General features: G+C 67.4%; 19 protein-coding genes. 2 read left to right on the top strand and 17 right to left on the bottom strand.

Annotated features, from left to right (window positions below):
* Positions 1-3: 3 nt before the first annotated feature.
* Both efp and FBY28_RS24345 read right to left on the bottom strand, forming a co-directional pair.
* Complete coding sequence (efp, locus tag FBY28_RS24350; protein ID WP_141869738.1) at positions 4-567, bottom strand: elongation factor P; 564 nt, start codon at positions 565-567, stop codon at positions 4-6.
* 18 nt (positions 568-585) lie between these two features.
* Positions 586-1,677, bottom strand: coding sequence for a M24 family metallopeptidase (locus FBY28_RS24345; protein ID WP_141869737.1), 1,092 nt, complete (start codon positions 1,675-1,677; stop codon positions 586-588).
* A 33-nt stretch (positions 1,678-1,710) separates the two neighbouring features.
* Here FBY28_RS24345 and FBY28_RS24340 point away from each other — a divergent pair, with 33 nt between their 5' ends.
* Positions 1,711-2,229 (top strand): B-4DMT family transporter, encoded by a 519-nt coding sequence (locus FBY28_RS24340; protein ID WP_141869736.1) that lies wholly within the window; start codon positions 1,711-1,713, stop codon positions 2,227-2,229.
* Here the strand turns inward: FBY28_RS24340 and aroB are convergent, their stop codons facing one another.
* The 12 genes from aroB to FBY28_RS26500 form a co-directional block, all read right to left on the bottom strand.
* Positions 2,230-3,321: a 3-dehydroquinate synthase gene (gene aroB, locus FBY28_RS24335; RefSeq protein WP_141869735.1), complete on the bottom strand. Its 1,092-nt coding sequence runs from the start codon at positions 3,319-3,321 to the stop codon at positions 2,230-2,232. It lies immediately after the preceding gene.
* A complete protein-coding gene (locus FBY28_RS24330; protein WP_141869734.1) occupies positions 3,314-3,949 on the bottom strand; it encodes a shikimate kinase in 636 nt (211 codons plus the stop codon). Before FBY28_RS24330 ends, aroB begins: the two co-directional genes overlap by 8 nt.
* A gap of 2 nt (positions 3,950-3,951) precedes the next feature.
* Positions 3,952-5,187, bottom strand: coding sequence for a chorismate synthase (aroC, locus tag FBY28_RS24325; RefSeq protein WP_141869733.1), 1,236 nt, complete (start codon positions 5,185-5,187; stop codon positions 3,952-3,954).
* 212 nt (positions 5,188-5,399) lie between these two features.
* Positions 5,400-5,825: a prepilin peptidase gene (locus tag FBY28_RS24320; protein ID WP_141869732.1), complete on the bottom strand. Its 426-nt coding sequence runs from the start codon at positions 5,823-5,825 to the stop codon at positions 5,400-5,402.
* Positions 5,826-5,834: 9 nt separating this feature from the next.
* Positions 5,835-6,692 carry a shikimate dehydrogenase gene (locus tag FBY28_RS24315; protein ID WP_286178454.1) on the bottom strand — a complete coding sequence of 286 codons (858 nt, stop codon included), beginning with the start codon at positions 6,690-6,692 and terminating at the stop codon, positions 5,835-5,837.
* Entirely contained in the window at positions 6,682-7,938 is a 1,257-nt protein-coding gene (locus FBY28_RS24310) for an endolytic transglycosylase MltG (RefSeq protein ID WP_141869731.1), read from the bottom strand. The genes FBY28_RS24315 and FBY28_RS24310 overlap by 11 nt, the downstream gene beginning before the upstream one ends.
* On the bottom strand, positions 7,931-8,425 hold the full coding sequence (gene ruvX / locus FBY28_RS24305; protein ID WP_174241734.1) for a Holliday junction resolvase RuvX: 495 nt from the start codon (positions 8,423-8,425) through the stop codon (positions 7,931-7,933). Before ruvX ends, FBY28_RS24310 begins: the two co-directional genes overlap by 8 nt.
* Before the next feature lie 3 nt (positions 8,426-8,428).
* Entirely contained in the window at positions 8,429-11,116 is a 2,688-nt protein-coding gene (gene alaS / locus FBY28_RS24300; protein WP_141869730.1) for an alanine--tRNA ligase, read from the bottom strand.
* Between the two features lie 64 nt (positions 11,117-11,180).
* Positions 11,181-11,582: a secondary thiamine-phosphate synthase enzyme YjbQ gene (locus FBY28_RS24295; protein WP_141869729.1), complete on the bottom strand. Its 402-nt coding sequence runs from the start codon at positions 11,580-11,582 to the stop codon at positions 11,181-11,183.
* Positions 11,582-12,886, bottom strand: coding sequence for a replication-associated recombination protein A (locus tag FBY28_RS24290; RefSeq protein ID WP_174241895.1), 1,305 nt, complete (start codon positions 12,884-12,886; stop codon positions 11,582-11,584). Before FBY28_RS24290 ends, FBY28_RS24295 begins: the two co-directional genes overlap by 1 nt.
* 30 nt (positions 12,887-12,916) lie before the next feature.
* Positions 12,917-13,747 carry a DUF3097 domain-containing protein gene (locus FBY28_RS24285; protein WP_141869727.1) on the bottom strand — a complete coding sequence of 277 codons (831 nt, stop codon included), beginning with the start codon at positions 13,745-13,747 and terminating at the stop codon, positions 12,917-12,919.
* 442 nt (positions 13,748-14,189) lie between these two features.
* On the bottom strand, positions 14,190-14,453 hold the full coding sequence (locus FBY28_RS26500) for an Rv1352/Rv1906c domain-containing protein (protein WP_524912048.1): 264 nt from the start codon (positions 14,451-14,453) through the stop codon (positions 14,190-14,192).
* Positions 14,454-14,944: 491 nt separating this feature from the next.
* Between FBY28_RS26500 and whiA the strand changes: the two genes are divergently transcribed.
* On the top strand, positions 14,945-16,219 hold the full coding sequence (whiA, locus tag FBY28_RS24275; RefSeq protein ID WP_216847929.1) for a DNA-binding protein WhiA: 1,275 nt from the start codon (positions 14,945-14,947) through the stop codon (positions 16,217-16,219).
* Positions 16,220-16,250: 31 nt separating this feature from the next.
* Here the strand turns inward: whiA and FBY28_RS24270 are convergent, their stop codons facing one another.
* The 3 genes from FBY28_RS24270 to FBY28_RS24260 all read right to left on the bottom strand — a co-directional run bounded on the left by FBY28_RS24270 (position 16,251) and on the right by FBY28_RS24260 (position 19,972).
* Positions 16,251-17,327, bottom strand: a complete 1,077-nt coding sequence (locus FBY28_RS24270; RefSeq protein ID WP_141869726.1) for a hypothetical protein — start codon at positions 17,325-17,327, stop codon at positions 16,251-16,253.
* A 40-nt stretch (positions 17,328-17,367) separates the two neighbouring features.
* A complete protein-coding gene (locus FBY28_RS24265) occupies positions 17,368-17,862 on the bottom strand; it encodes an STAS domain-containing protein (protein WP_216847928.1) in 495 nt (164 codons plus the stop codon).
* A 1,048-nt stretch (positions 17,863-18,910) separates the two neighbouring features.
* Positions 18,911-19,972 (bottom strand): zinc-binding metallopeptidase family protein, encoded by a 1,062-nt coding sequence (locus tag FBY28_RS24260; protein WP_141869725.1) that lies wholly within the window; start codon positions 19,970-19,972, stop codon positions 18,911-18,913.
* Positions 19,973-20,005 lie beyond the last annotated feature (33 nt).

Here is a 20,005-nt window from a genome sequence, read left to right as displayed (position 1 = left end):
CCTTCAGCCATTGACCCGGCCGAGGTACGAACCGTCACGCGAGTCGACCTTCAGCTTGTCACCGGTGTTGATGAACAGCGGAACCTGCAGCTCGGCGCCGGTCTCCACGGTCGCGGGCTTGGTGCCGGCGTTGGAGCGATCACCCTGTAGGCCCGGCTCGGTGTGGGTGACGACGAGCTCCACCGTCACCGGCAGCTCCAGGTACAGCGGTGCACCGTCGTGGAACGCGATCTGCACGGCCATGCCCTCCAGCAGGAAGTCGGCAAGGCGGCCCACCAGGGCTTCGGACAGCGGGTTCTGCTCGTAGTCCTCGGAGTCCATGAAGACGAAGTCGGAACCATCGCGGTACAGGTAGGTGGCGTCCCGGCGGTCGACGGTGGCCGTCTCGACCTTCACACCGGCGTTGAACGTCTTGTCCACGACCTTGCCCGACAGGATGTTCTTGAGCTTGGTACGTACGAAGGCCGGGCCTTTACCGGGCTTGACGTGCTGGAACTCGGTGATCTGCCACAGCTGTCCCTCGATCTGCAGGACGAGACCATTCTTGAAGTCGGCGGTTGATGCCACGTGTGTACAGCTCCTAGATCAGGTGATGACAGCCAGTTCCTTGGAGAACCGGGTGAGCAATTCGGGTTCGGGTGCGTCCTCGCTGCCGACGACCAGGGTGTCCTCGATTCGGACACCGCCCCGGCCGGGCAGGTAGACGCCGGGCTCCACGGTGACCGCAGCGCCAGCAAGCAGTGTACCGACGGCCGAGGCACTGATTCCCGGCGCTTCGTGTATCTGGAGTCCGACCCCGTGTCCGAGCCCGTGCCCGAAGTGCTCGGCGTGGCCGGCATCGGCGATCACCTCACGCGCTGCGGCGTCCACCGCGGCCAGCTCCGCCCCTGGCACCACGGCAGCCCGGCCGGCCGCCTGCGCGGTCGCCACCAATGCGTAGAGCTCGCGCTGCCAGTCCGCGGCGCTGCCCAACACGAATGTGCGCGTCATATCGGAGTGATAGCCCGCCACCAGCGCACCGAAGTCGATCTTGACGAAATCCCCGGCGGCCAGCACCGCGTCGGTGGGCCGATGGTGCGGGATGGCAGAGTTCGATCCGGTCGCCACGATGGTCTCGAAAGAGACACCGTCGGCACCATGATCGAGCATCAGCGACTCGAGGTCGCGCCGGACCTCTTTCTCCGTGCGGCCGGGACGCAGGCCGCCGCTGGCCACCAGATCGTGCAGTGCTGCGTCGGCCGCCTCGCAGGCCAGTCGCAGGATCGCGATCTCGCCGGCATCCTTGACCTCGCGCAGCCGCTCGACCATCCCGGCGGCCCGCACGAACTCGACGCCGGTTCCGGCGCGCTCCAACGACGTGAACCCGTCGACGGTCACCACATGGCTCTCGTAACCCAGCCGGCGCACCACGTCGACGGCCCGAGCGGCCAGGGCGGGGCCCACCGCCCGCTCGATGACCACGTCGGCGTCGGGCGCCTGGGCGGCGGCTTGCGTTACATAACGACCGTCGGTTGCCAAGACCGGCGTGTCCCGTTCAGCGAACACCAGAAGCGCAGCATTGGAACCGGTGAATCCGGACAGATAACGCACGTTGACCAGGTCCGTTACCAACATTGCATCCAGGTCGGCGGCCGCCAGCCGCTGCCGCAACCGGTCTCTGCGTGCAGATATCGTCACGGTCGATGACGCTACTCGCTAGGCTGTGCCCTCATGAGCAAGTGGTTGCTGCGCGGACTCGTGTTCGCCGCGGTCGTGGTGGTGCTGCGTCTGATCCAAGGAGTCCTGGTGGATTCCTTCCCGACGCAGGCCGGGTGGATCAGCCCGACGCTGGGTTTGTTCCTGGCCGTTCCGGTACTGCTGTGGGCCTACGCCGACGGTCGCGCCGACGCCCGCGCGCAGAGCGACCCGGACCGCCGCCAGGATCTGGCGATGGTGTGGTTGGTCGCCGGCCTGATCGCCGGGCTGCTGGGCGACCTGGTGTGCTGGTTCATCGGGTTGTTCTACCCCGCGCTCTACACCGGCGGCCTGCTCAGCGAGCTGACCTCGTTCGCTGCGTTCACCGCGCTGCTGGTGTTCGTGGCAGGCGTGGTCGCGGTGACCATCGGCCGTTGGCGAGTCGATCGGAAGGCTCCGCCGTTCGTCCGGCGCCGTGAGGGCGACGAGGACCGCGCCGACACCGATGTCTTCGCCGCGGTCCAGCCCGGCCCCGAAGAGCCGGCCAAGAGCTGACTACCGCGTACCGACCACGGAGTAGGCCGCAGCCAGCAGGGTCGGGTCCGGTCCCTCGAGGCGGCCGGGCTTGGCCAATCCGTCGAGCACGACGAAACGCAACACCCCGGACCGGTTCTTCTTGTCGCCTGCCATGTACTCCAGCAGCTGCGGTAGCGCGTCGGCGTCGTAGCTGACCGGAAGCCCCAGCGATGTCAGCACCCGGGCGTGCCGGTCCGCGGTGTCATCATCGAGTCGGCCGGCCAGGCGACCGAGCTCAGCAGCGAACACCAGGCCCACCGAGACCGCGGCACCGTGGCGCCACTTGTAGCGCTCGCGCCGTTCGATGGCGTGCGCCAACGTGTGCCCGTAGTTCAGGATTTCGCGCAGCGCCGACTCTTTCTCGTCGGCGGCCACCACCTCGGCCTTGACGGCGATGGCACGACGGATCAGCTCCGGCAACACCGTGCCGGCCGGATCCAGCGCGGCCTGCGGATCGGCCTCGATGAGGTCGAGGATCACCGGGTCGGAGATGAAGCCGGCCTTCACGATCTCGGCCATGCCTGCGATGATCTCGTTGCGCGGAAGCGACTGCAGCGTCGCCAGATCGACGAGCACCGCCAGCGGCTGGTGGAACGCGCCGACCAGATTCTTACCGGCATCGGTGTTGATTCCGGTCTTACCGCCGACGGCGGCGTCGACCATACCGAGCAGTGTGGTCGGCACGTGCACGATGTCGACGCCGCGCAACCAGGTGGCAGCGGCGAAGCCGGCCACATCGGTGGCGGCTCCCCCGCCGAGGCTGACGACGGCGTCCTTGCGTCCGATTCCGATGCGGCCCAACACTTCCCAGATGAAACCGACGACCGGCAATTCCTTGCCGGCCTCGGCGTCGGGGATCTCGATGCGGTGCGCGTCGATGCCGAGGCCGGCCAGGTGCTCACGCACCGCCTCTGCGGTCTGCGCCAGCGTCGGCTGGTACAGGATCGCGACCTTGTGCCGGCCGGTCAGGGTGCGGCCCAGATCCTCGAGCAGGCCGGTGCCGATGATGACCGGGTAGGGCCGTGCTACCTGCACTTCGACGGTGACGGGATCGGTCACGGGTTCACTCATTGCGTGCCTCTGCTCGTTTGGCCAGCGCCGCCGGAGTGGGCGGGGCCTCGGTGGTCGGTGCCGGGTTGAGAACGGTCGGGAGTCGCCGCCAGGCTGGGCGGCGTCGGCGGCGCGGCCGGGACGGACCGCAGCCTTGCAGGCGCGTGACGATATGGCGCACCACGGCGCCGGGATTGCGCCGGTTGGTGTTGACCCGCATGGTGGCCACCTCGCGAAAAAGCGGCACCCGGGCGTCCATGAGGGCCCGATACTTCGCGGCGGGGTCTTCCCCAGCCAGCAGCGGGCGTGCGCTTCCGGTGGTACGCCGAATCCCTTCTGCGGCGCTGATTTCCAGATAGATCACGGTATGTCCGGCCAGCGCGTCACGCACCGCCGGGGTGGTCACCGCGCCACCACCGAGCGACACCACACCGTCATGTTCGGCCAACGCCTTGCGCACCACGTCGGCTTCGATGGCGCGAAACGCAGGCTCACCATCGGTGAAGATGTCGGCGATGCTGCGGCCGGTGGTCTCGACGATGGCAACGTCGGTGTCCAGTAGGGGAACTCCCAGCGCCTTGGCCAGCCGCCGTCCGATGGTGGATTTGCCGGAGCCCGGCATTCCCACCAGAACAGCCTTGGGCGCCATGCTTATCCCGCCCGCGCCGCTGAGTTTTTCCCCGAGTCGCTGCGCTCCAGACCGGCCGAGCGCTGTGCGATCGCGGCCAGGTAGCTGTCCACATTGGCCTTGGTCTCGGTCAGCGAGTCACCACCGAACTTCTCCAGGGCCGCGCGCGCCAGCACGAGCGCCACCATGGTCTCGACGACCACACCTGCGGCCGGCACGGCACACACATCGGAGCGCTGGTGGATCGCGACGGCCTCGTCGCCGGTGGCCATATCGACGGTCGCCAGGGCGCGCGGCACGGTGGAGATCGGCTTCATGGCGGCCCGCACCCGCAGGGGCTGCCCGTTAGTCATGCCGCCTTCCAGGCCGCCGGCCCGGTTGGTGGACCGGACGATGCCGTCGGGCCCGGGGTAGATCTCGTCATGGGCAACACTGCCCCGGCGCCGGGCGGTCTCGAAACCGTCGCCGATCTCGACACCCTTGATCGCCTGGATGCCCATGACGGCGGCGGCCAACTGGCTGTCGAGGCGGTTGTCGCCGCTGGTGAACGAACCCAATCCGACGGGCAGACCGCTGACCACGACCTCGACGACGCCGCCGAGGGTGTCACCGTCCTTCTTGGCGGCTTCGATCTCGGTGATCATGGCGGCCTCGGCGTCCTTGTCGAAGGCGCGGACCGGGCTGTCGTCGATGGCGGCCAGGTCCTGCGGCTGCGGCGGCGGGCCGTCGTAGGGCGCCGAGGCGCCGATGGAGATGACATGCGAGACCACCTCGACGCCGAGTGCCTGCTGCAGGAAGGCCCGGGCGATGGTGCCCGCGGCGACACGCGCCGCGGTTTCGCGGGCACTGGCCCGTTCCAGCACCGGGCGAGCGTCGTCGAAGCCGTACTTGAGCATCCCGGCGTAATCGGCGTGGCCGGGGCGCGGCCGGGTCAGCGGCGCGTTACGGGCAGCGTCGCTGTCGAGTTGTTCGGCCGACACCGGGTCGGCGGCCATCACGGTCTCCCACTTCGGCCATTCGGTGTTGCCGATCTCGACGGCGATGGGTCCGCCGAGGGTGAGGCCGTGCCGCACACCGGCCAGCAGGGTGACCTGGTCCTTCTCGAATTTCATCCGGGCGCCGCGACCGTACCCGAGGCGACGGCGCTGCAGCTGGGCGGCGATATCCTCGGAGGTCACCGCCAGCCCGGCAACCATCCCCTCGACCATCGCCACCAGGGCGCGACCATGGGATTCACCTGCGGTAGTCCATCGCAACACGGGTGCCATTGTCCCACAGCGGCCGAGCCGCTCAATCCAGCCCAGCGGCCGAGCCGCTCAATCCAGCCCAGCGGCCGAGCCGCTCAATCCAGCCCAGCGGCCGAGCCGCTCAATCCAACCCAGCGGCCGAGCCGCTCAATCCAGCCCAGCGGCCGAGCCGCTCAATCCAGCCCAGCGGCCGAGCCGCTCAATCCAACCCAGCGGCCGAGCCGCTAAATCCAGCCGACCGCCAACACCACGGTCACCGCGCTCGCGACACACATGGCCGGCCCGTGCGCGAGCGGATCTGTACGGCCGAACAATCGGGCGGTCAGCGCCCAGGTCGCGGTGAGCAGCGGAGCGGCCAGGGCGGCCAGTGCCCACACATCGATGCCGAAGGCGCCTGTCAGTGCTCCGAGGCCGAGCGCGAGCTTGACGTCGCCGGCACCGAGGTGGCCGGGTACGGCGAGGTGGATGACCAGATAGAGCCCGAACAGCGCGGCCGCGCCGGCGAGCGCGGGCATGCCTCGGTCGCAGTATGCCGCCGCGCACAGCACCACCAGCGCGCCGGGCAACGTCAACACGTTGGGCAGCCGGCGTTGCCGCAGGTCGTAGACGGTCAGCGCGGTCAACCACACGCCCACCGCGGCCCACCCCATATGTCGAGGCTAGGGCCGTTCGAGGGCTGCTCTCATCACCTCTTGCGGAGCGGTCATGCCGGTGAACTGCTCGACCTGTGCGACGGCCTGATGCAACAGCATCTGCAGTCCGCTGACCACCCGGCCCCCGGCGGTGCCCACGGCGTCGGCCAACGGCGTGGGCCACGGGTCGTAGATGGCGTCGAGCAACACCGGCACCGTCGCGATCGTGTCGGCGTATCTCGCGGCGACCTCGGCGGGCAGCGTGTTCACCGCGACGTCGAGCTCGGCGACCGGCCGGCCCAGTTCGACCCACTCGGTATCGGCACCGAGTTGGCGTCCGATGGCGACCGGTTCGGCAGCCTTGGCCTGATCGCGGGCCAACACGGCGATATGCCGCACACCGAGACTCACCAGCGCGGCGACCGCGGCCGGCGCGGTGCCACCGGAACCCAACACCGCCGCGCGTTGTGGGGCATCGACATGGTCGGCCAATGCGCCGACGACACCGTCGATATCGGTGTTGTCGGCACGCCACCCGGTGTCGGTGCGCACCAGCGTGTTGGCCGAGCCGACCAGCGCGGCGCGCTCGGTGCGCTCGGTGGCGGTGGCCAGTGCGGCGAACTTACCGGGTTTGGTGACCGACAGGCCGACCCATTCGGGGCCGAGCCCGGCGACCAGTCCCGGCAGTTGTTCGGCCGTGCATTCGATGCGGTCGTAGGTCCACGACGTCAGACCCAGCGCCCGGTAGGCCGCCAGATGGATATCTGGTGAGCGCGAATGCGAGATCGGCGAACCCAGCACCGCGGCGCGTCGGACATCTGGCCCATCGGGCGCGGCGGCGGGCCGCCCATCGCGCACCGCGGCGGCGGGCCGCCTATCGGGCACTGTCGAGCACACCGTTACGCCTGGCGATCTCGATATTGGCCAGGTGCTCGTCGTAATCGCGGGTGAAGTTGGTGGTGCCCTGCAGATCGATGGTGACGAAGTACAGCCAGTCCCCGATCGCCGGATTCTCCGCGGCAACCACCGCCGGTGCCCCCGGGGAGCAGATCGGCGTCTTGGGCAGTCCCAGCGAGGCGTAGGTGTTCCACGGCGTCACGCGCGCCCGGTCGGCATCGGTGGTGGCCACCTCGGTGCGGTCCAACGAATAGTTGACCGTGGAGTCGAACTCCAGCTTCCGGTTCTCGGCGAGCCGGTTGTAGATCACCCTGGCGACCTTGGAGAAGTCCTGCGGCTTGGATTCGCGCTGCACCAGCGATGCCACCACGAGCACCTGGTAGGGGGTGATGTTGGCGGTGGTCGCCGCGTCGAGCAGGCCGTTGGCCTCGTACATCGCCGTGCTGGATCCGATCAGTCCGGCCAGAATGCTCTCCGGTGATCCCGACGGGTCGACGTTCCAGCTCCCCGCGGCAATCAGGCCCTCCAACCGGCGATGATCGTCGCCCATGGCCTCCAGGCCGGGGTTCGCCCACGGCGGGACGGCGAGCGCCGCAGGGTCGGCGCTGGCTGCGGCGTTTTTGAGGTCCTCGGCGGAGACGCACTCGCGGGTGCCGTTGAGATCGACGCACGAGGCCTGCGAGATGAGCGACAGGATGCCATCTGTCACCGCATCGGTCTTGACGTCGGCGACATCGTCGAGCTGGCGACCTTCGGGGATGACGAGCTGGCCGACACGATTGGCCGGATCGGCGAGGCGTTCGACGGCGTTGGCCGCCGGGATCTCGGTGCGGACCTTGTAGAACCCGGGCTGGATCGCAGCGATCGCCGGGTTGGACGCGGCCGCTTCGACGAACGTCTTCGACGAAGACACCACATTGTGCTGCTGCAGGGTCTGACCGATGGCCGTGGTGGTGTCTCCGCTGTGCACCTCGATGACGACATCGTCGACACCGCCGCCGGCGAAGTCACCGCTGTTTCCGAACATGTTGTGCCACAGTCGCGAACCGACGAACACCGCGCCGACGACGACCACCACGAGCGTCACCACCGCAAAAATCGTGTAGGTGCGCCTGCGTCGGGCCAACCGCCGCGCCCGCGCGCGCTCGGCGCGATTCATCCGGCGCCGCGGTGGTCCCACGGCGATCGGCTCATGGCGGTCGGTATTCCATTGCGAATCCCACTGGTCACTCATCGGCCACCCTTAATGCGGACCGGCGCTGGTCCAACCAGGTCTGCAGAATCCCCACTGCCGCAACCTGATCGACCATGGCCCGCTGGTTCTTGGCGCGCACTCCGGCATCCCGGAGCGCCCGCTGTGCACTCACCGTGGTCAGTCGTTCGTCAGCCAGCCGCACCGGTACCGGCGCGATCAGCTCGGCCAGCTTGTCGGCCATCTCGACGGCGTCCTGGGCCGACGAGCCGGAGCGGTCGGCCAGTGTGCGCGGCAACCCGACGATCACCTCGACGACACCGTTCTCCTGGACCAGCGCCACCAACCGGCGAAGGTGTCGTCCGGTGCGTTCCCGTTTGACCGTCTCCAGCGGAGTGGCCAAGATCCCGTCGGGATCACTGCTGGCCACGCCGATACGCACGGTGCCGACATCGACCCCGAGCCGCCGACCGCGTCCCGGGTCATCGGGGCCGGGCCGGTCGGGGCTGCGGTCGACGTCCAGTGGCACCGGCTAGCTCCGGGAGATCTCTGCGCGTAGCGCGGCCAACGCCGCGTCGATACCCGCCGCCCCCTTACCGGAACCCTGGGCCAGATCGGCCTTCCCACCCCCGCGGCCATTGACCGGACCGCCAAGCACCTTGACCAGGTCGCCCGCCTTCAGACCGAGGTCCTGGGCGCCCGCGTTCACCGCCACGACGAACGGCACGCTGTCGCCCTCCCCCTCGGCGATCAGGGCGACCACACCGGGCTCGGTGCCCAGTTTGCCCTTGATGTCGCCGACCAGACTGCGCAGGTCGGCGGCCGAGACCCCGCCCGCCATCCGCTGCGCCACCAGACGGACCTTACCGACCGTCTCGGCGCCTGCCGCGGCGTTTGCCGCGGCCGCCCGGGCGTTGGCAAGGCGCACCTTGTCGAGCTCCTTCTCGGCGGCGCGCAGTCGCTCGACGAGGTTGGCCACTCGGGCCGGAACCTCCTCGGACGGCACCTTCAGCGACGAGGCCAGCCCGGCCATGAGTGCGCGTTCCTTGGACAGGTGCCGGAAGGATTCCAGGCCCACGTATGCCTCGACGCGTCGCACGCCCGAGCCCACCGAGGATTCGCCGAGCAGTGTCACCGGACCGATCTGCGCCGAGCTGCGCACGTGCGTTCCGCCGCACAGCTCCAGCGAGAACGGGCCGCCGATCTCGACGACCCGAACCTCGTCGGGGTAGTTCTCCCCGAACAGCGCCATCGCGCCCATCGCCTTGGCCTGATCGAGTCCGGTATTGAAGGTGTTGACCGCGTAGTCGGCCTGCACGGCCTCGTTGGCAACCTCTTCGATCTGGGTGCGCTGGGCCTCCGACAGTGCTCCCTGCCAGTTGAAGTCGAATCGCAGGTAGCCCGGCCGGTTCAGTGAACCCGCCTGTACAGCGTTGGGGCCCAACACCTCCCGAAGCGCCGCATGGACCATGTGGGTGCCGGAGTGTCCCTGGGTGGCACCGTGGCGCCACGTCGGATCCACCTCGGCAATGATCGTGTCGCCCTCGACGAACTCACCGGATTCGACCCGGACCCGATGCGCCCACAAAGTTTTCGCGATCTTCTGCACATCGGTGACGGTCGCCTTGGCGGTCTCCGACGATCCGGTGCCGGCGATGGTGCCCTCGTCGGCGATCTGGCCGCCGGATTCGGCGTAGAACGGGGTCCGATCCAGGATCAGCTCGACGGTGCCGTCCGCGCCGCCGTGGCTGACCACAGGGACCCGGGTGCCATCCACGAAGATGCCGAGAATGGTTGCCTGCGTGGCGAGCTCGTCGAATCCGGTGAACTCGGTGGGGCCACCGTCGACAAGGTCGCGGTAGGCAGACAGGTCGGTATGGGCCTGCTTGCGGGCGGCGGCGTCGGCCTTGGCCCGCTGCCGCTGCTCGGCCATCAGGCCACGGAAACCCTCCTCGTCCACACTGAGGCCCGCTTCGGCGGCCATTTCGAGGGTGAGCTCGATCGGGAAGCCGTAGGTGTCGTGAAGCGTGAAGGCGTCGACGCCCGAGAGTGTGGACTTCCCGGCGCTGCGGGTCGCCTCGGCGGCATCGTCGAACAATCGCGATCCCGACGCCAACGTCCGGTTGAACGCTGTCTCCTCGGCGACCGCGATGCGGTGGATGCGGTCGAAGTCGGTGACGAGCTCCGGGTAGGACGGTCCCATCTCGTCACGCACGGTGACCATCAGCTCGCTCATGATGGGCTGTTCCACCCCGAGCAGTTTCGCGGCGCGGATGATCCGGCGCAGCAGACGGCGCAGCACATAACCGCGGCCCTCGTTGCCGGGGCTGACGCCGTCACCGATGATGATGGCCGCGGTGCGGCTGTGATCGCCGATGATGCGATAGCGGACATCGTCGGTGTGATTGCCCTTGCCGTAACCCCGGGGCGCGTACTCGGCCACCTTGTCGATCACGGGTCGCACCAGATCGGTTTCGTAGACGTTGTCCACGCCCTGCAGCAGACAGGCGATGCGCTCGACACCCATGCCGGTGTCGATGTTCTTGCGTGGCAACGGCCCGAGGATCTCGAAGTCGTCCTTGGACGTGCCCTCGCCACGCTCGTTCTGCATGAACACGAGATTCCAGATCTCGATGTAGCGGTCCTCGTTGGCCTCCGGCCCGCCGTCGACGCCGTACTCGGGTCCGCGGTCGTAGTAGATCTCCGAGCACGGGCCGCAGGGGCCGGGGATGCCCATCGACCAGTAGTTATCGGCCATGCCGCGGCGCTGGATGCGCTCGAGCGGCAGCCCGGCGACCTCCTGCCAGAGTTGAATGGCCTCGTCGTCGTCGAGGTAGACCGTCGCCCACAGGCGCTCCGGGTCGAAGCCGTAACCACCCTCGGAGACGGGGTTGGTCAGCAACGTCCAGGCCAGCTCTATCGCGCCCTTCTTGAAGTAATCGCCGAAGCTGAAGTTGCCCGCCATCTGGAAGAAGGTGTTGTGCCGGGTGGTGATACCGACTTCTTCGATATCCGGGGTCCGAATGCACTTCTGCACGCTGGTGGCCCGCTCGTACGGCGGGGTACGCGCGCCGAGGAAGAAGGGCACGAACTGCACCATGCCGGCATTGACGAACAGCAGGTTCGGATCGTCGAGGATCACCGAGGCGCTGGGCACCTCGGTATGTCCCGCTTTCACGAAGTGATCGAGGAAGCGTTTCCTGATCTCGTGTGTCTGCACGTGCTGCTGTCCTTTGGTTCAACCTGCGAATACAACGACCGCACCACAGTACCGTTCGCCGTTCTCAGCCCGACACGAAGCTCAACCGCACCGATCGGCGCGGGTTGTCCCTGTTCAGGTCCACGAGCACGATGCTCTGCCAGGTTCCCAGCAACGGCGTGCCGTCACCCACCGGCACCGTGACCGACGGTGACACCAGCCCGGGGAGCACGTGATCGGCGCCGTGGCCGGGCGAACCGTGGGCGTGCCGGTAACGGTCGTCGCGCGGCAGCAGACGTTCCAGGGTGTCGATCAGGTCGTCATCGGAGCCCGCCCCGGTTTCGATGACGGCGATGCCCGCGGTGGCGTGCGGGACGAAGACGTTGCACAGTCCGTCGCCCCTGCCCGTGCAGAACCGCGCGACCTCGTCGGTGAGGTCGACGATGCGGCGACGCGAGGTGTCCAGATCGAGCAGGTGGGTCTTCATCAGCGTTTCCTTCGGATGATGGCGCGCAACTTCTCCAACCGGGTCGCTATCTCGCGTTCGGCGCCGTACCCGGTGGGCCGGTAGTAGTCGATTCCGACCAGTTCATCCGGCGGATATTGTTGTGACGCAACGCCACCCGGTGCGTCATGGGCGTATTTGTAGCCCACCGCGTTGCCCAGCTTCTGGGCACCCGCATAATGGCCGTCCCGAAGATGCGCGGGCACCAGCCCCGCCTTGCCCGCCCGGATATCGGCCATCGCCGCGCCCAGCGCCGTGGTCACCGCATTCGACTTCGGCGCGGTGGCCAGGTGCACGGTGGCGTGCGCGAGGCTCAGCTGCGCCTCGGGCATCCCGATCAACTGCACGGTCTGCGCCGCAGCGACAGCGGTCGGCAGCGCACTGGGATCCGCCATCCCGATGTCCTCACTGGCCAGGATCATCAACCGGCGGGCGATGAAGCGCGGGTCCTCCCCCGCGGTCAACATCCGGGCCAGATAATGCAAGGCGGCGTCGACGTCGGAGCCGCGCACCGATTTGATGAAGGCACTGACTACGTCGTAATGCTGGTCACCGTCGCGGTCGTAGCGCACCGCGGCCTGATCCAGCGACTGCTCGATGACCTCGACGGTGATCCGCTCACCCGTTTCGCTGGCCACCTCCAGCGCCGTCAACGCGCGGCGGGCGTCCCCGGCCGACAGCGCCACCAACAGCTCCAGTGCATCGTCGTCGAGCGCGACCTTTCCCGCCAGTCCCCGCTCGTCGGTGGCGGCGCGCTGCAGCACGGCGCGGATATCGTCGGCACCCAGCGGTTGCAGCTGCAGGATCAGCGATCGCGACAACAGCGGGGCCACCACGGAGAAGGACGGGTTCTCGGTGGTCGCCGCCACCAGCAACACCACCCGGTTCTCGACCGCCGCCAACAGAGCGTCCTGTTGGGTCTTGGAGAACCGGTGCACCTCATCGATGAACAGCACCGTCTGCTGTCCGCGGATCGCGGCGCGACGGGCCTCCTCGATGACCGCGCGCACCTCTTTGACCCCGGCCGACAGCGCCGACAGTGCCTCGAACCGACGGCCGGTGGCACCGGAGATCAGCGAAGCCAGCGTGGTCTTGCCGGTACCGGGCGGGCCATAGAGGATGACGCTGGCCGCACCGGAACCCTCCACCAGGCGGCGCAGCGGCGATCCCGGCTTGAGCAGGTGTTGTTGGCCCACCACGTCATCGAGGGTGGCCGGACGCATCCGGACGGCGAGCGGACTGGCGGCGGTCGGCAGCGCGTCACCCGGAGGGGGATCTCCGGGCATGTCGAACAGACTGTCGGCCACCCCTCAACGCTAAGCGGTCACGAAGTCGATCAGCTCCTCGACCCGCCCGATCAGCGCCGGTTCCAGATCGTTCCAGTCCCGGACGCGGCCGCGGATGCGCTGCCAGGCGCCGGCGATATCGGCCTGGGTGGCATGCGGCCAGCCCAGCGCCTCACAGATGCCGTGTTTCCAGTCGATACCGCGCGGGATCACCGGCCACTGCTTGAGGCCGAGCCGCTCGGGTTTGACCGCCTGCCAGATGTCGATGTACGGGTGCCCGACCACCAGCACATGGTCACCTGAGCTGGCGCGCATCGCCTCGGCGGCGATCCGCGATTCCTTGGAGCCCGCCACCAGGTGGTCGACGAGCACGCCGAGCTTGCGCCCGGGCCCCGGTTGGAACTCGGCCACGATCCCGGCCAGATCGTCCACACCGCCCAGGTATTCGACGACGACACCCTCGATGCGCAGATCCGCACCCCACACCTGTTCGACTAGCTCGGCGTCGTGGCGGCCCTCGACGTAGATCCGGCTGGCCAGGGCGACACGCGCCTTCGCACCGGCGACCGCCACCGACCCGGATGCGGTGCGGGCCGGCGCGGCGGGGGCACGCTTGGGCACCGTCAGAATGACCGGCTTGCCCTCGACGAGGAAGCCGGGGCCCAGCGGGAAGGAGCGGACCCGGCCGTTGCGGTCCTCCAGGTCGACCCGGTTGTTCTCGATACGCACCACCGCGCCGACGAAACCGCTGGACGGGTCCTCGACCACCAGACCACGCTCGGCCGGGTGTTCGACGGAGCGAACGCGCTTAGGCGTGTGCGGGTTTCGAGACAGGATGTCGGAGCCGTATCGATCAGTCACGCGGCCGATCCTAGAAAGCCCCGCCGCGGACCCGCCGATTCGACATGCCGGTCGTCATAGCATCGAGATGTGTTGCTCGATCGTGCCACGGCCGACGGTATCGCGGCCGGCGCCATCACCCTGGTGCTGCGCAAGTGGGACCGCCCGCGGGTCAAGGCCGGCATCTGATCGGCGACAACGAAGGTGTCCGGGCACCGGATCTGGCCGCCCGGGTCGGTACCGACACAGCGCGGGTCAAGCGCAGGGTCAGACAGCTGAAAGGGCTCGGGCTGACCATCAGTCTGGGCACCGGCTATCGGCTGTCCCCGCGCGGACAGACATACCTGCGCCTGAATTGAACGGCCGCGCCGAACAGCCGGCCACACGGTTCACCCACCGCAGGAAAGAAACTCCGGCAACGGCGGGCCCACACGTCAACACGCAACAATGCCGAGCTGACCGATCAGCCGACCAACACCCAGGGCTCACAACCAACTGTCGTGAGGTACTCACCTTTTTGGAGCACTACACGTCCCCTCTCACCCGGAGCGAACTCGCCGTGGTCAACAACGTCCTTCTCCTCCGTGCGAACCATCCATACACAGCGCGTCTCGACTCCGCCGTAGGTCTGCCACGTACCGGGCACAGGCCGGCAGTCGGAGCAGTCATCGACTTTGTACGTCCCGTCCTCGGCGAGAGAAATGGTCGGCAACGAGTTGACGAACACGAGTAGAGCAAACACCAGTGTCGACGCAAAGCCAACTATAACCTGCGCTTTCCAACCGGAGCGCTCCCTTACAGTCACCTTTCATACGGTACGGCAAGGCCGACGTACCCCTCGGCAACAGGTACTGCGCTCACGCCACAACAGACAGCAAAAGCCGCGACGCTGCGGCCGACGCCAGTACCTTCTGGCCCGTTGGACCACCCGCGCTCGCTGGGCTCAGCGGCGGCCCCAGTCATCGCGCGCGCCGATGCGCATTTACGGGCACGCCCACCGCGACAACGGGTTCCGATTCGCCACCTCATCGCCCAGGCCGCTTTGTACCGCTCTTGCCTTCAACCGATGTCGCAGCGCGACTACTGGCCAACACGCACAACCCCCGTTGCCACACACGGCCCGGTACCCCCGCAGACCAGTTCAGCACGTGCGCAACGCCACAGTCGCATATAACTGACTGACATGTCAACCACCATGTAAAGTGAACCCGTCCACGGGTGGTGAGCTGCTCGCGACAGCACGATGGACACACCAGATCAGAAAGCTCCACGGCCTTTCAAGCCACGCAGCGGCCCCTGTATAGCCGGTGGATCCGTCTTCACCCGAGCCGTTCCACCAACCGGATCGAGCCGAAAGGATTGCAGCTGATGACGCAGCCCATGGTCTCCCGAGGACCGGCCCCCGGCGGCACGGTGGAATCCCGGACTGCGCGACTGGCTGCTGCCCACACCGCGAATCAACCTGGCCATCAGGGCTATTCCGACGACGTGTCGACCCCAAGGCAACCGGTGACCCTGGTCAAGGACGAGCTCGGCTCCGCTGCGCCAGGAACGGCCAAGGCCCGCAGGGCCGAAGTTGCGGTGATGCTACGGCTCGCCGGCGGGCTGGCCATCATTGGAAACACGATCGTCCTCGATGCAGAGCTCGATCACTTCCCCACTGCCCAACGCCTACGTAGCAACATCTTTCACCTGTGTGGCGCCGCACCGACGCTGAACAGGGTGCACCCCAGCACAGGCAGCGCCGATCGCTATCGTCTGCGCGTCATTCACGCCGAGAACCTCGCCCGGCAGACCGGACTGATCGACCACCGCGGTCGACCGGTCAGCGGGATACCTCCATGGATCGTCGCTGGCGCCCGCGAGGAGTTGGAAGCTGGCTGGCGCGGTGCGATTCTCGCCACCGGTCACCTGGCGTCGACCGGACATCGCCGGGGACTCACCGTCTACAGCCCCGGCCCGGAAGCGGCGATAGCACTGGCCGGTGTCGCACGCCGCCTGGGGATCACCGCGCAGCGACGTGAAATCCGCGGCCGTGACTGCGTCGTCCTGCGTAACGACGACGCCGTCACCACGCTGCTGGCGCGAATCGGCGCTCCCGAAACAAGTGCCCTATGGGCAAATCGCCACCACCATAATCACTCTCGGAACGGAATCGGACGAAGCCCCACGTTGGAGTCGGCGAACACCCGGCGGGCGGCCGAAGCGGCCGCCGAGTCCACTGCACGGGTACGGCGCGCGATGCAGATCCTCGGCGACACCGCACCCGCGCATCTCACAGCCACCGCAGCGCTTCGCCTGGCCAATCCGGACCTCGCTTTGAGTGAACTGGGCCGCCGCGCCGATCCACCCATGACCAAAGATGCTGTCGCAGGACGTATTCGACGACTACTGGACCTCGCCGATCGGACCGCCAAGAAAGCCGGCATTCCCGATACCACCACCTCCACCCAGGCTGCAAGATCGCCCGACCGACACCCGAGTAGCAGCTAACCAGGCCGGCGACACTCCCCCTGCTTCGTTGTCAGCGTCGGCACTGCTCCTGGGCTGCTTCCTCCTCGTCCATGAGCGCATCGAGCAGGACGAGGTAGGCGTGCCGATTGTCCGCGAGCGCATCCGGGGAAGTCGCATTCTCGGGCTGACGGGCCCGCTCGACGACGCCCACGGCCTGCACGGCCAGGACAGCGATCCTGTCCAGGTGTAGCGCGGTGTCGGCGTCATAGTCACCATCCGCTTTGCGGCGCAGGGAATCTGAGAGTTCCTGGAACTGAGACAGTGCCGGGCCGCCAGCTTTGACCGCGTCGGCTCGCAACAGAACGTAGCGGTTGTGGTAGACCTCGCCTACGACGGCGGTGACTGCGCGGCAACCCGCGCGGTGCGGGCTCATCCAGACACCGATTTTAAGCATGCTGGTCCACACTCCGACGAGGGCAAAGACTGCGATAGCCCAGCGCAGACGCTGGGCCCTGGTCACCGGAGCCGGATCGGCCTGCGCAACAGCTGCAGCCACCTCAGGATCGGACTGCGCCACCGCACGCAAATGCGCCAACCGCGGCCGCCGCCGACGCGCCCCGAGAGCACTCGCGCCGAGCACAACGGCAACCACCGCGAGCGCCACGAGCACCGGTCCTGAGCCCGGAAGGGTTCGGAATTTGCTCAGCGCCGCGCCAACGAGAATCATCACCACCCCGGCGCCTATCAGGGACCCCGCGACGATCCGCGACCGCCGGGTTGCTTGGCGGGACGATTCAACAATGTCGTGCAGCCGTAGTGCGGCGGTCAGCACCACCGGATCGGCCGGCACCGGTCCGCGTCTCCACACCCTGGCAACCTGGCGGCGCTGATCGGCATTCAACGAGCCGAGCACCGCCTCGGTGCTCGCGCCGAACCGACTCGAGGACCATGCGGTCAATACCGCGACGGCAACGGCGACAAGCACCGAGACCCCGACAATCGACAGCCACCAACCCACGCCGTGCACCCCGAGCGGCACGAGGGTTGCCGCGCCATATCCAAGCGACCACAGCAACGCCCACCCTGCGTTGAACAGAATCCGTACACGCGGCGACGCGGCAACAAGCCACCAGATCAACGACGACACCTCCCCCGAGCCGATCGCCCATATGGACCGCCCGACTGAGCTAATCGACTGTTCTGTCAAGCAACGTGAGCGCATCCCGCATCGACGCGCAGAGGGCCACTTCCCGGTCGGTGTTCGTCAAGGTGATCGGCCGACGTACGACGTAGCTGTCGGCCACCACTGCGACACTGCAGGCGTGACCGGCGATACGGTGCGCATGCACCACGGCCCCGATGCCTGCTGCCGCCAAGAACCCGACTTCGGTGAGATCGATGATCAATGTCGACGGCGCGGTGGCCAGCGCCCGGTCGAGGTGCTCGACCAAGGTCTGCGCGGTCAGCACGTCCACCACACCGGCCACCCGGATCACCAGCCCGTTCCCAACCGGTGCGGTGTCGACCGAGATCCGTTGGGGTTGCTGCTTTTCCACGTCATGCGACATCGCGGTTCCCGGTCCTTCGCCGTCGCCCTGATCGGCGTGGCAGAGATTCTGGGTGTCGGGCTCGGACAGGGTGTTCGTCAGGCGAGTTGTCTGCGACCACTCTGCGCTCGGCACGCGCAGGCCAGGTTTCGTCCGCCGTTGCGCGCCGTGATGCCGTCGACGAATAAAGGAAAGCCGATGCTTTGGCATGCCCACGGACAGCCTGAACGCCGGCCGAGCGGATCTCACCCCCGCCGCCCACCATGGCACCCACCCCGGACGGGTCGACGCCCCGATAGTGCGTTGTCGTGACCGGGCGCAGCGCTCGGTCGAGCGCGAGGGCGTCGCGAGGAGAGATGCTTCGGCAGTAGCCGAAACCACGAACGCCCGAACGTCGTGTTGCACACCGCGTGATTGAAGCCAGGATTGTCCGCAATGAGAACAACTACGTCGGATGGGCCAGATACCGGATAGTCCTCCGGCGGATGAGTAAAATGGACTGTGCCCAAGCAGTTCTCAGTGAAAACGCTGACATGCAGTGTGGCCGGCGCACCAAACAGAAGCTGACGATCCGGGCTGCGTGCATCTCCGATCGCCAGTACTCCACTTCCCACTGCGAGCTCTCCACGGAACACCAGCGTGCCGGGCCCGCCCGTGTCCGTGCCGACCAGCACTCGCGCACGAACCCCCGCGCCGAGGAGCTCCGCTTCGTGCACACTCATCGTGCGCACCCACAGCGTATGCACGGGTTCTGCCCGATCTACGACAGGCGTGGCGCCGTCCAGATAGACGCTCCCGAGTCCGCGGGCTCCGACATCTTCGATCACCACAACCGATCCATCGGGTGTCACCCGAGCGTCGCACAACACCGTATTCATGGCCGCGGCCCCCCTTGCCCCACCACTGGCACATCCGCTACCTCCCCGACAGCTGTGCGTAGATCAACCATAATTACCTGATTGACACGTCAACCGCAATAGAAAGTCGCAGGCGCCAGCGCTTCGCAACATCCCCGCACCCACTTGTCGGCAAGCACACTGACGCCTGAGGCTCACATGCGCAGGCCGTCGATGCCACACGAATTCTTGGGTGCCGGAGCTTTGCCGATTGCGGGTGCGTTCGAACCGATCCGCAGCGGCGCCGGACTCACGGATCGAGCGACTGAGGGAAAACCGGTCGGCCGCTAGGCCGCACCGCCGACCGCGGCCAGCTTGTCCGGCGACGAGGTGATCTCGTCGATCACGGCATGGATGAACCGCATCTTCTCCAGCACGGCCGGCGGCAGCACGAACGGGTACAGATCATCGCGGCCCATCGACCGGTTCACCATGTTCAGCGCCCACGTCAACGGCAGCCACATCTCGATGATGGTGTCGAAACCACTGGGGCCCAACACCCGTCGGTCGAATGTCGCTCCGGCCGGAGCCAATCCGAACGCCGCGGCGGTGTCCAGGGTGTCCCGGATGTGCAGGTAGTGGGCGAACGTCTCGGCCCAGTCCTCGGCCGGATGCATGGTGGCATAGGACGACACGTAATCGCTCTTCCACCCCGCGGGCGCGCCCTCGCTGTAATGCCGGTCCAGCGCGGCCTGGTAATCCAGGTCGGGGTCGCCGAACAACTCGTTGAACTGTTCCAGGTACTCCGGGACCGGGCTGACCAGCCGGTAGAAGTAGTAGTGGCCGATCTCGTGCCGGAAGTGACCGAGCAGCGTGCGGTAGGGCTCCTCCATGGACACCCGTAGCTGTTCGCGGTGCACATCGTCGCCCTCGGCCAGATCGAGGGTGATCACCCCGTCGGCGTGGCCGGTGAAGACCTTCTCGAACTCGCTGGAGAGCAGGTCGAAGGCCAACCCGTACCGTGGATCATCATCGCGGCCGACCACGGGCAGCTTCAGCTCGGTCAGCTCGGCGATCATCCGGCGCTTGGCGCGCTCGGCGGCGGCGAAGGCGGCCATCGCCACGGTGTCGGAATCGGCCGGCCTGGTCCGTGTCAACGCGCATGATGCGCACAATCCGGACCCCTCACCGACCTTCACCAACCAGTTGCATTCGGCGGCATAGAGGTTGGCGCACAACGCATAGTTGTGCTCATCGACCGCCCCCGCGTGCTCGCTCTCGTCACCGCTGGCGATGACCAGCAGGGCCATATCGTCGAGCGAGAAGCCCAACGCCGAACCGCAGGACAGGCATTTCGAGTTCTCGAAAGCCAGTCGCTGTCCACATTTCGGACAATTGAAATCCCGCATGCACGCTCTCCCCTGTTCGCACGGCCGCTAGCT

This window comes from Arthrobacter sp. SLBN-53 (assembly GCF_006715585.1).
In the GTDB taxonomy this organism is placed as follows: Bacteria; Actinomycetota; Actinomycetes; order Mycobacteriales; family Mycobacteriaceae; genus Mycobacterium; species Mycobacterium neoaurum_A.
The sequence above is the reverse complement of the archived record's forward strand: the minus strand, read 5'-3'. Positions and strand labels throughout refer to the sequence as shown.

Coding starts and splice junctions, on each gene's coding strand:
- FBY28_RS24310 (WP_141869731.1), bottom strand. CDS start 7,938: ATGAGTGACCAGTGGGATTCGCAATGGAATACCGACCGCCATGAGCCG.
- FBY28_RS24295 (WP_141869729.1), bottom strand. CDS start 11,582: ATGAAGACCCACCTGCTCGATCTGGACACCTCGCGTCGCCGCATCGTC.
- FBY28_RS24260 (WP_141869725.1), bottom strand. CDS start 19,972: ATGCGGGATTTCAATTGTCCGAAATGTGGACAGCGACTGGCTTTCGAG.
- aroB (WP_141869735.1), bottom strand. CDS start 3,321: ATGAGTGAACCCGTGACCGATCCCGTCACCGTCGAAGTGCAGGTAGCA.
- FBY28_RS24340 (WP_141869736.1), top strand. CDS start 1,711: ATGAGCAAGTGGTTGCTGCGCGGACTCGTGTTCGCCGCGGTCGTGGTG.
- FBY28_RS24290 (WP_174241895.1), bottom strand. CDS start 12,886: ATGCCCGGAGATCCCCCTCCGGGTGACGCGCTGCCGACCGCCGCCAGT.
- FBY28_RS24320 (WP_141869732.1), bottom strand. CDS start 5,825: ATGGGGTGGGCCGCGGTGGGCGTGTGGTTGACCGCGCTGACCGTCTAC.
- FBY28_RS24330 (WP_141869734.1), bottom strand. CDS start 3,949: ATGGCGCCCAAGGCTGTTCTGGTGGGAATGCCGGGCTCCGGCAAATCC.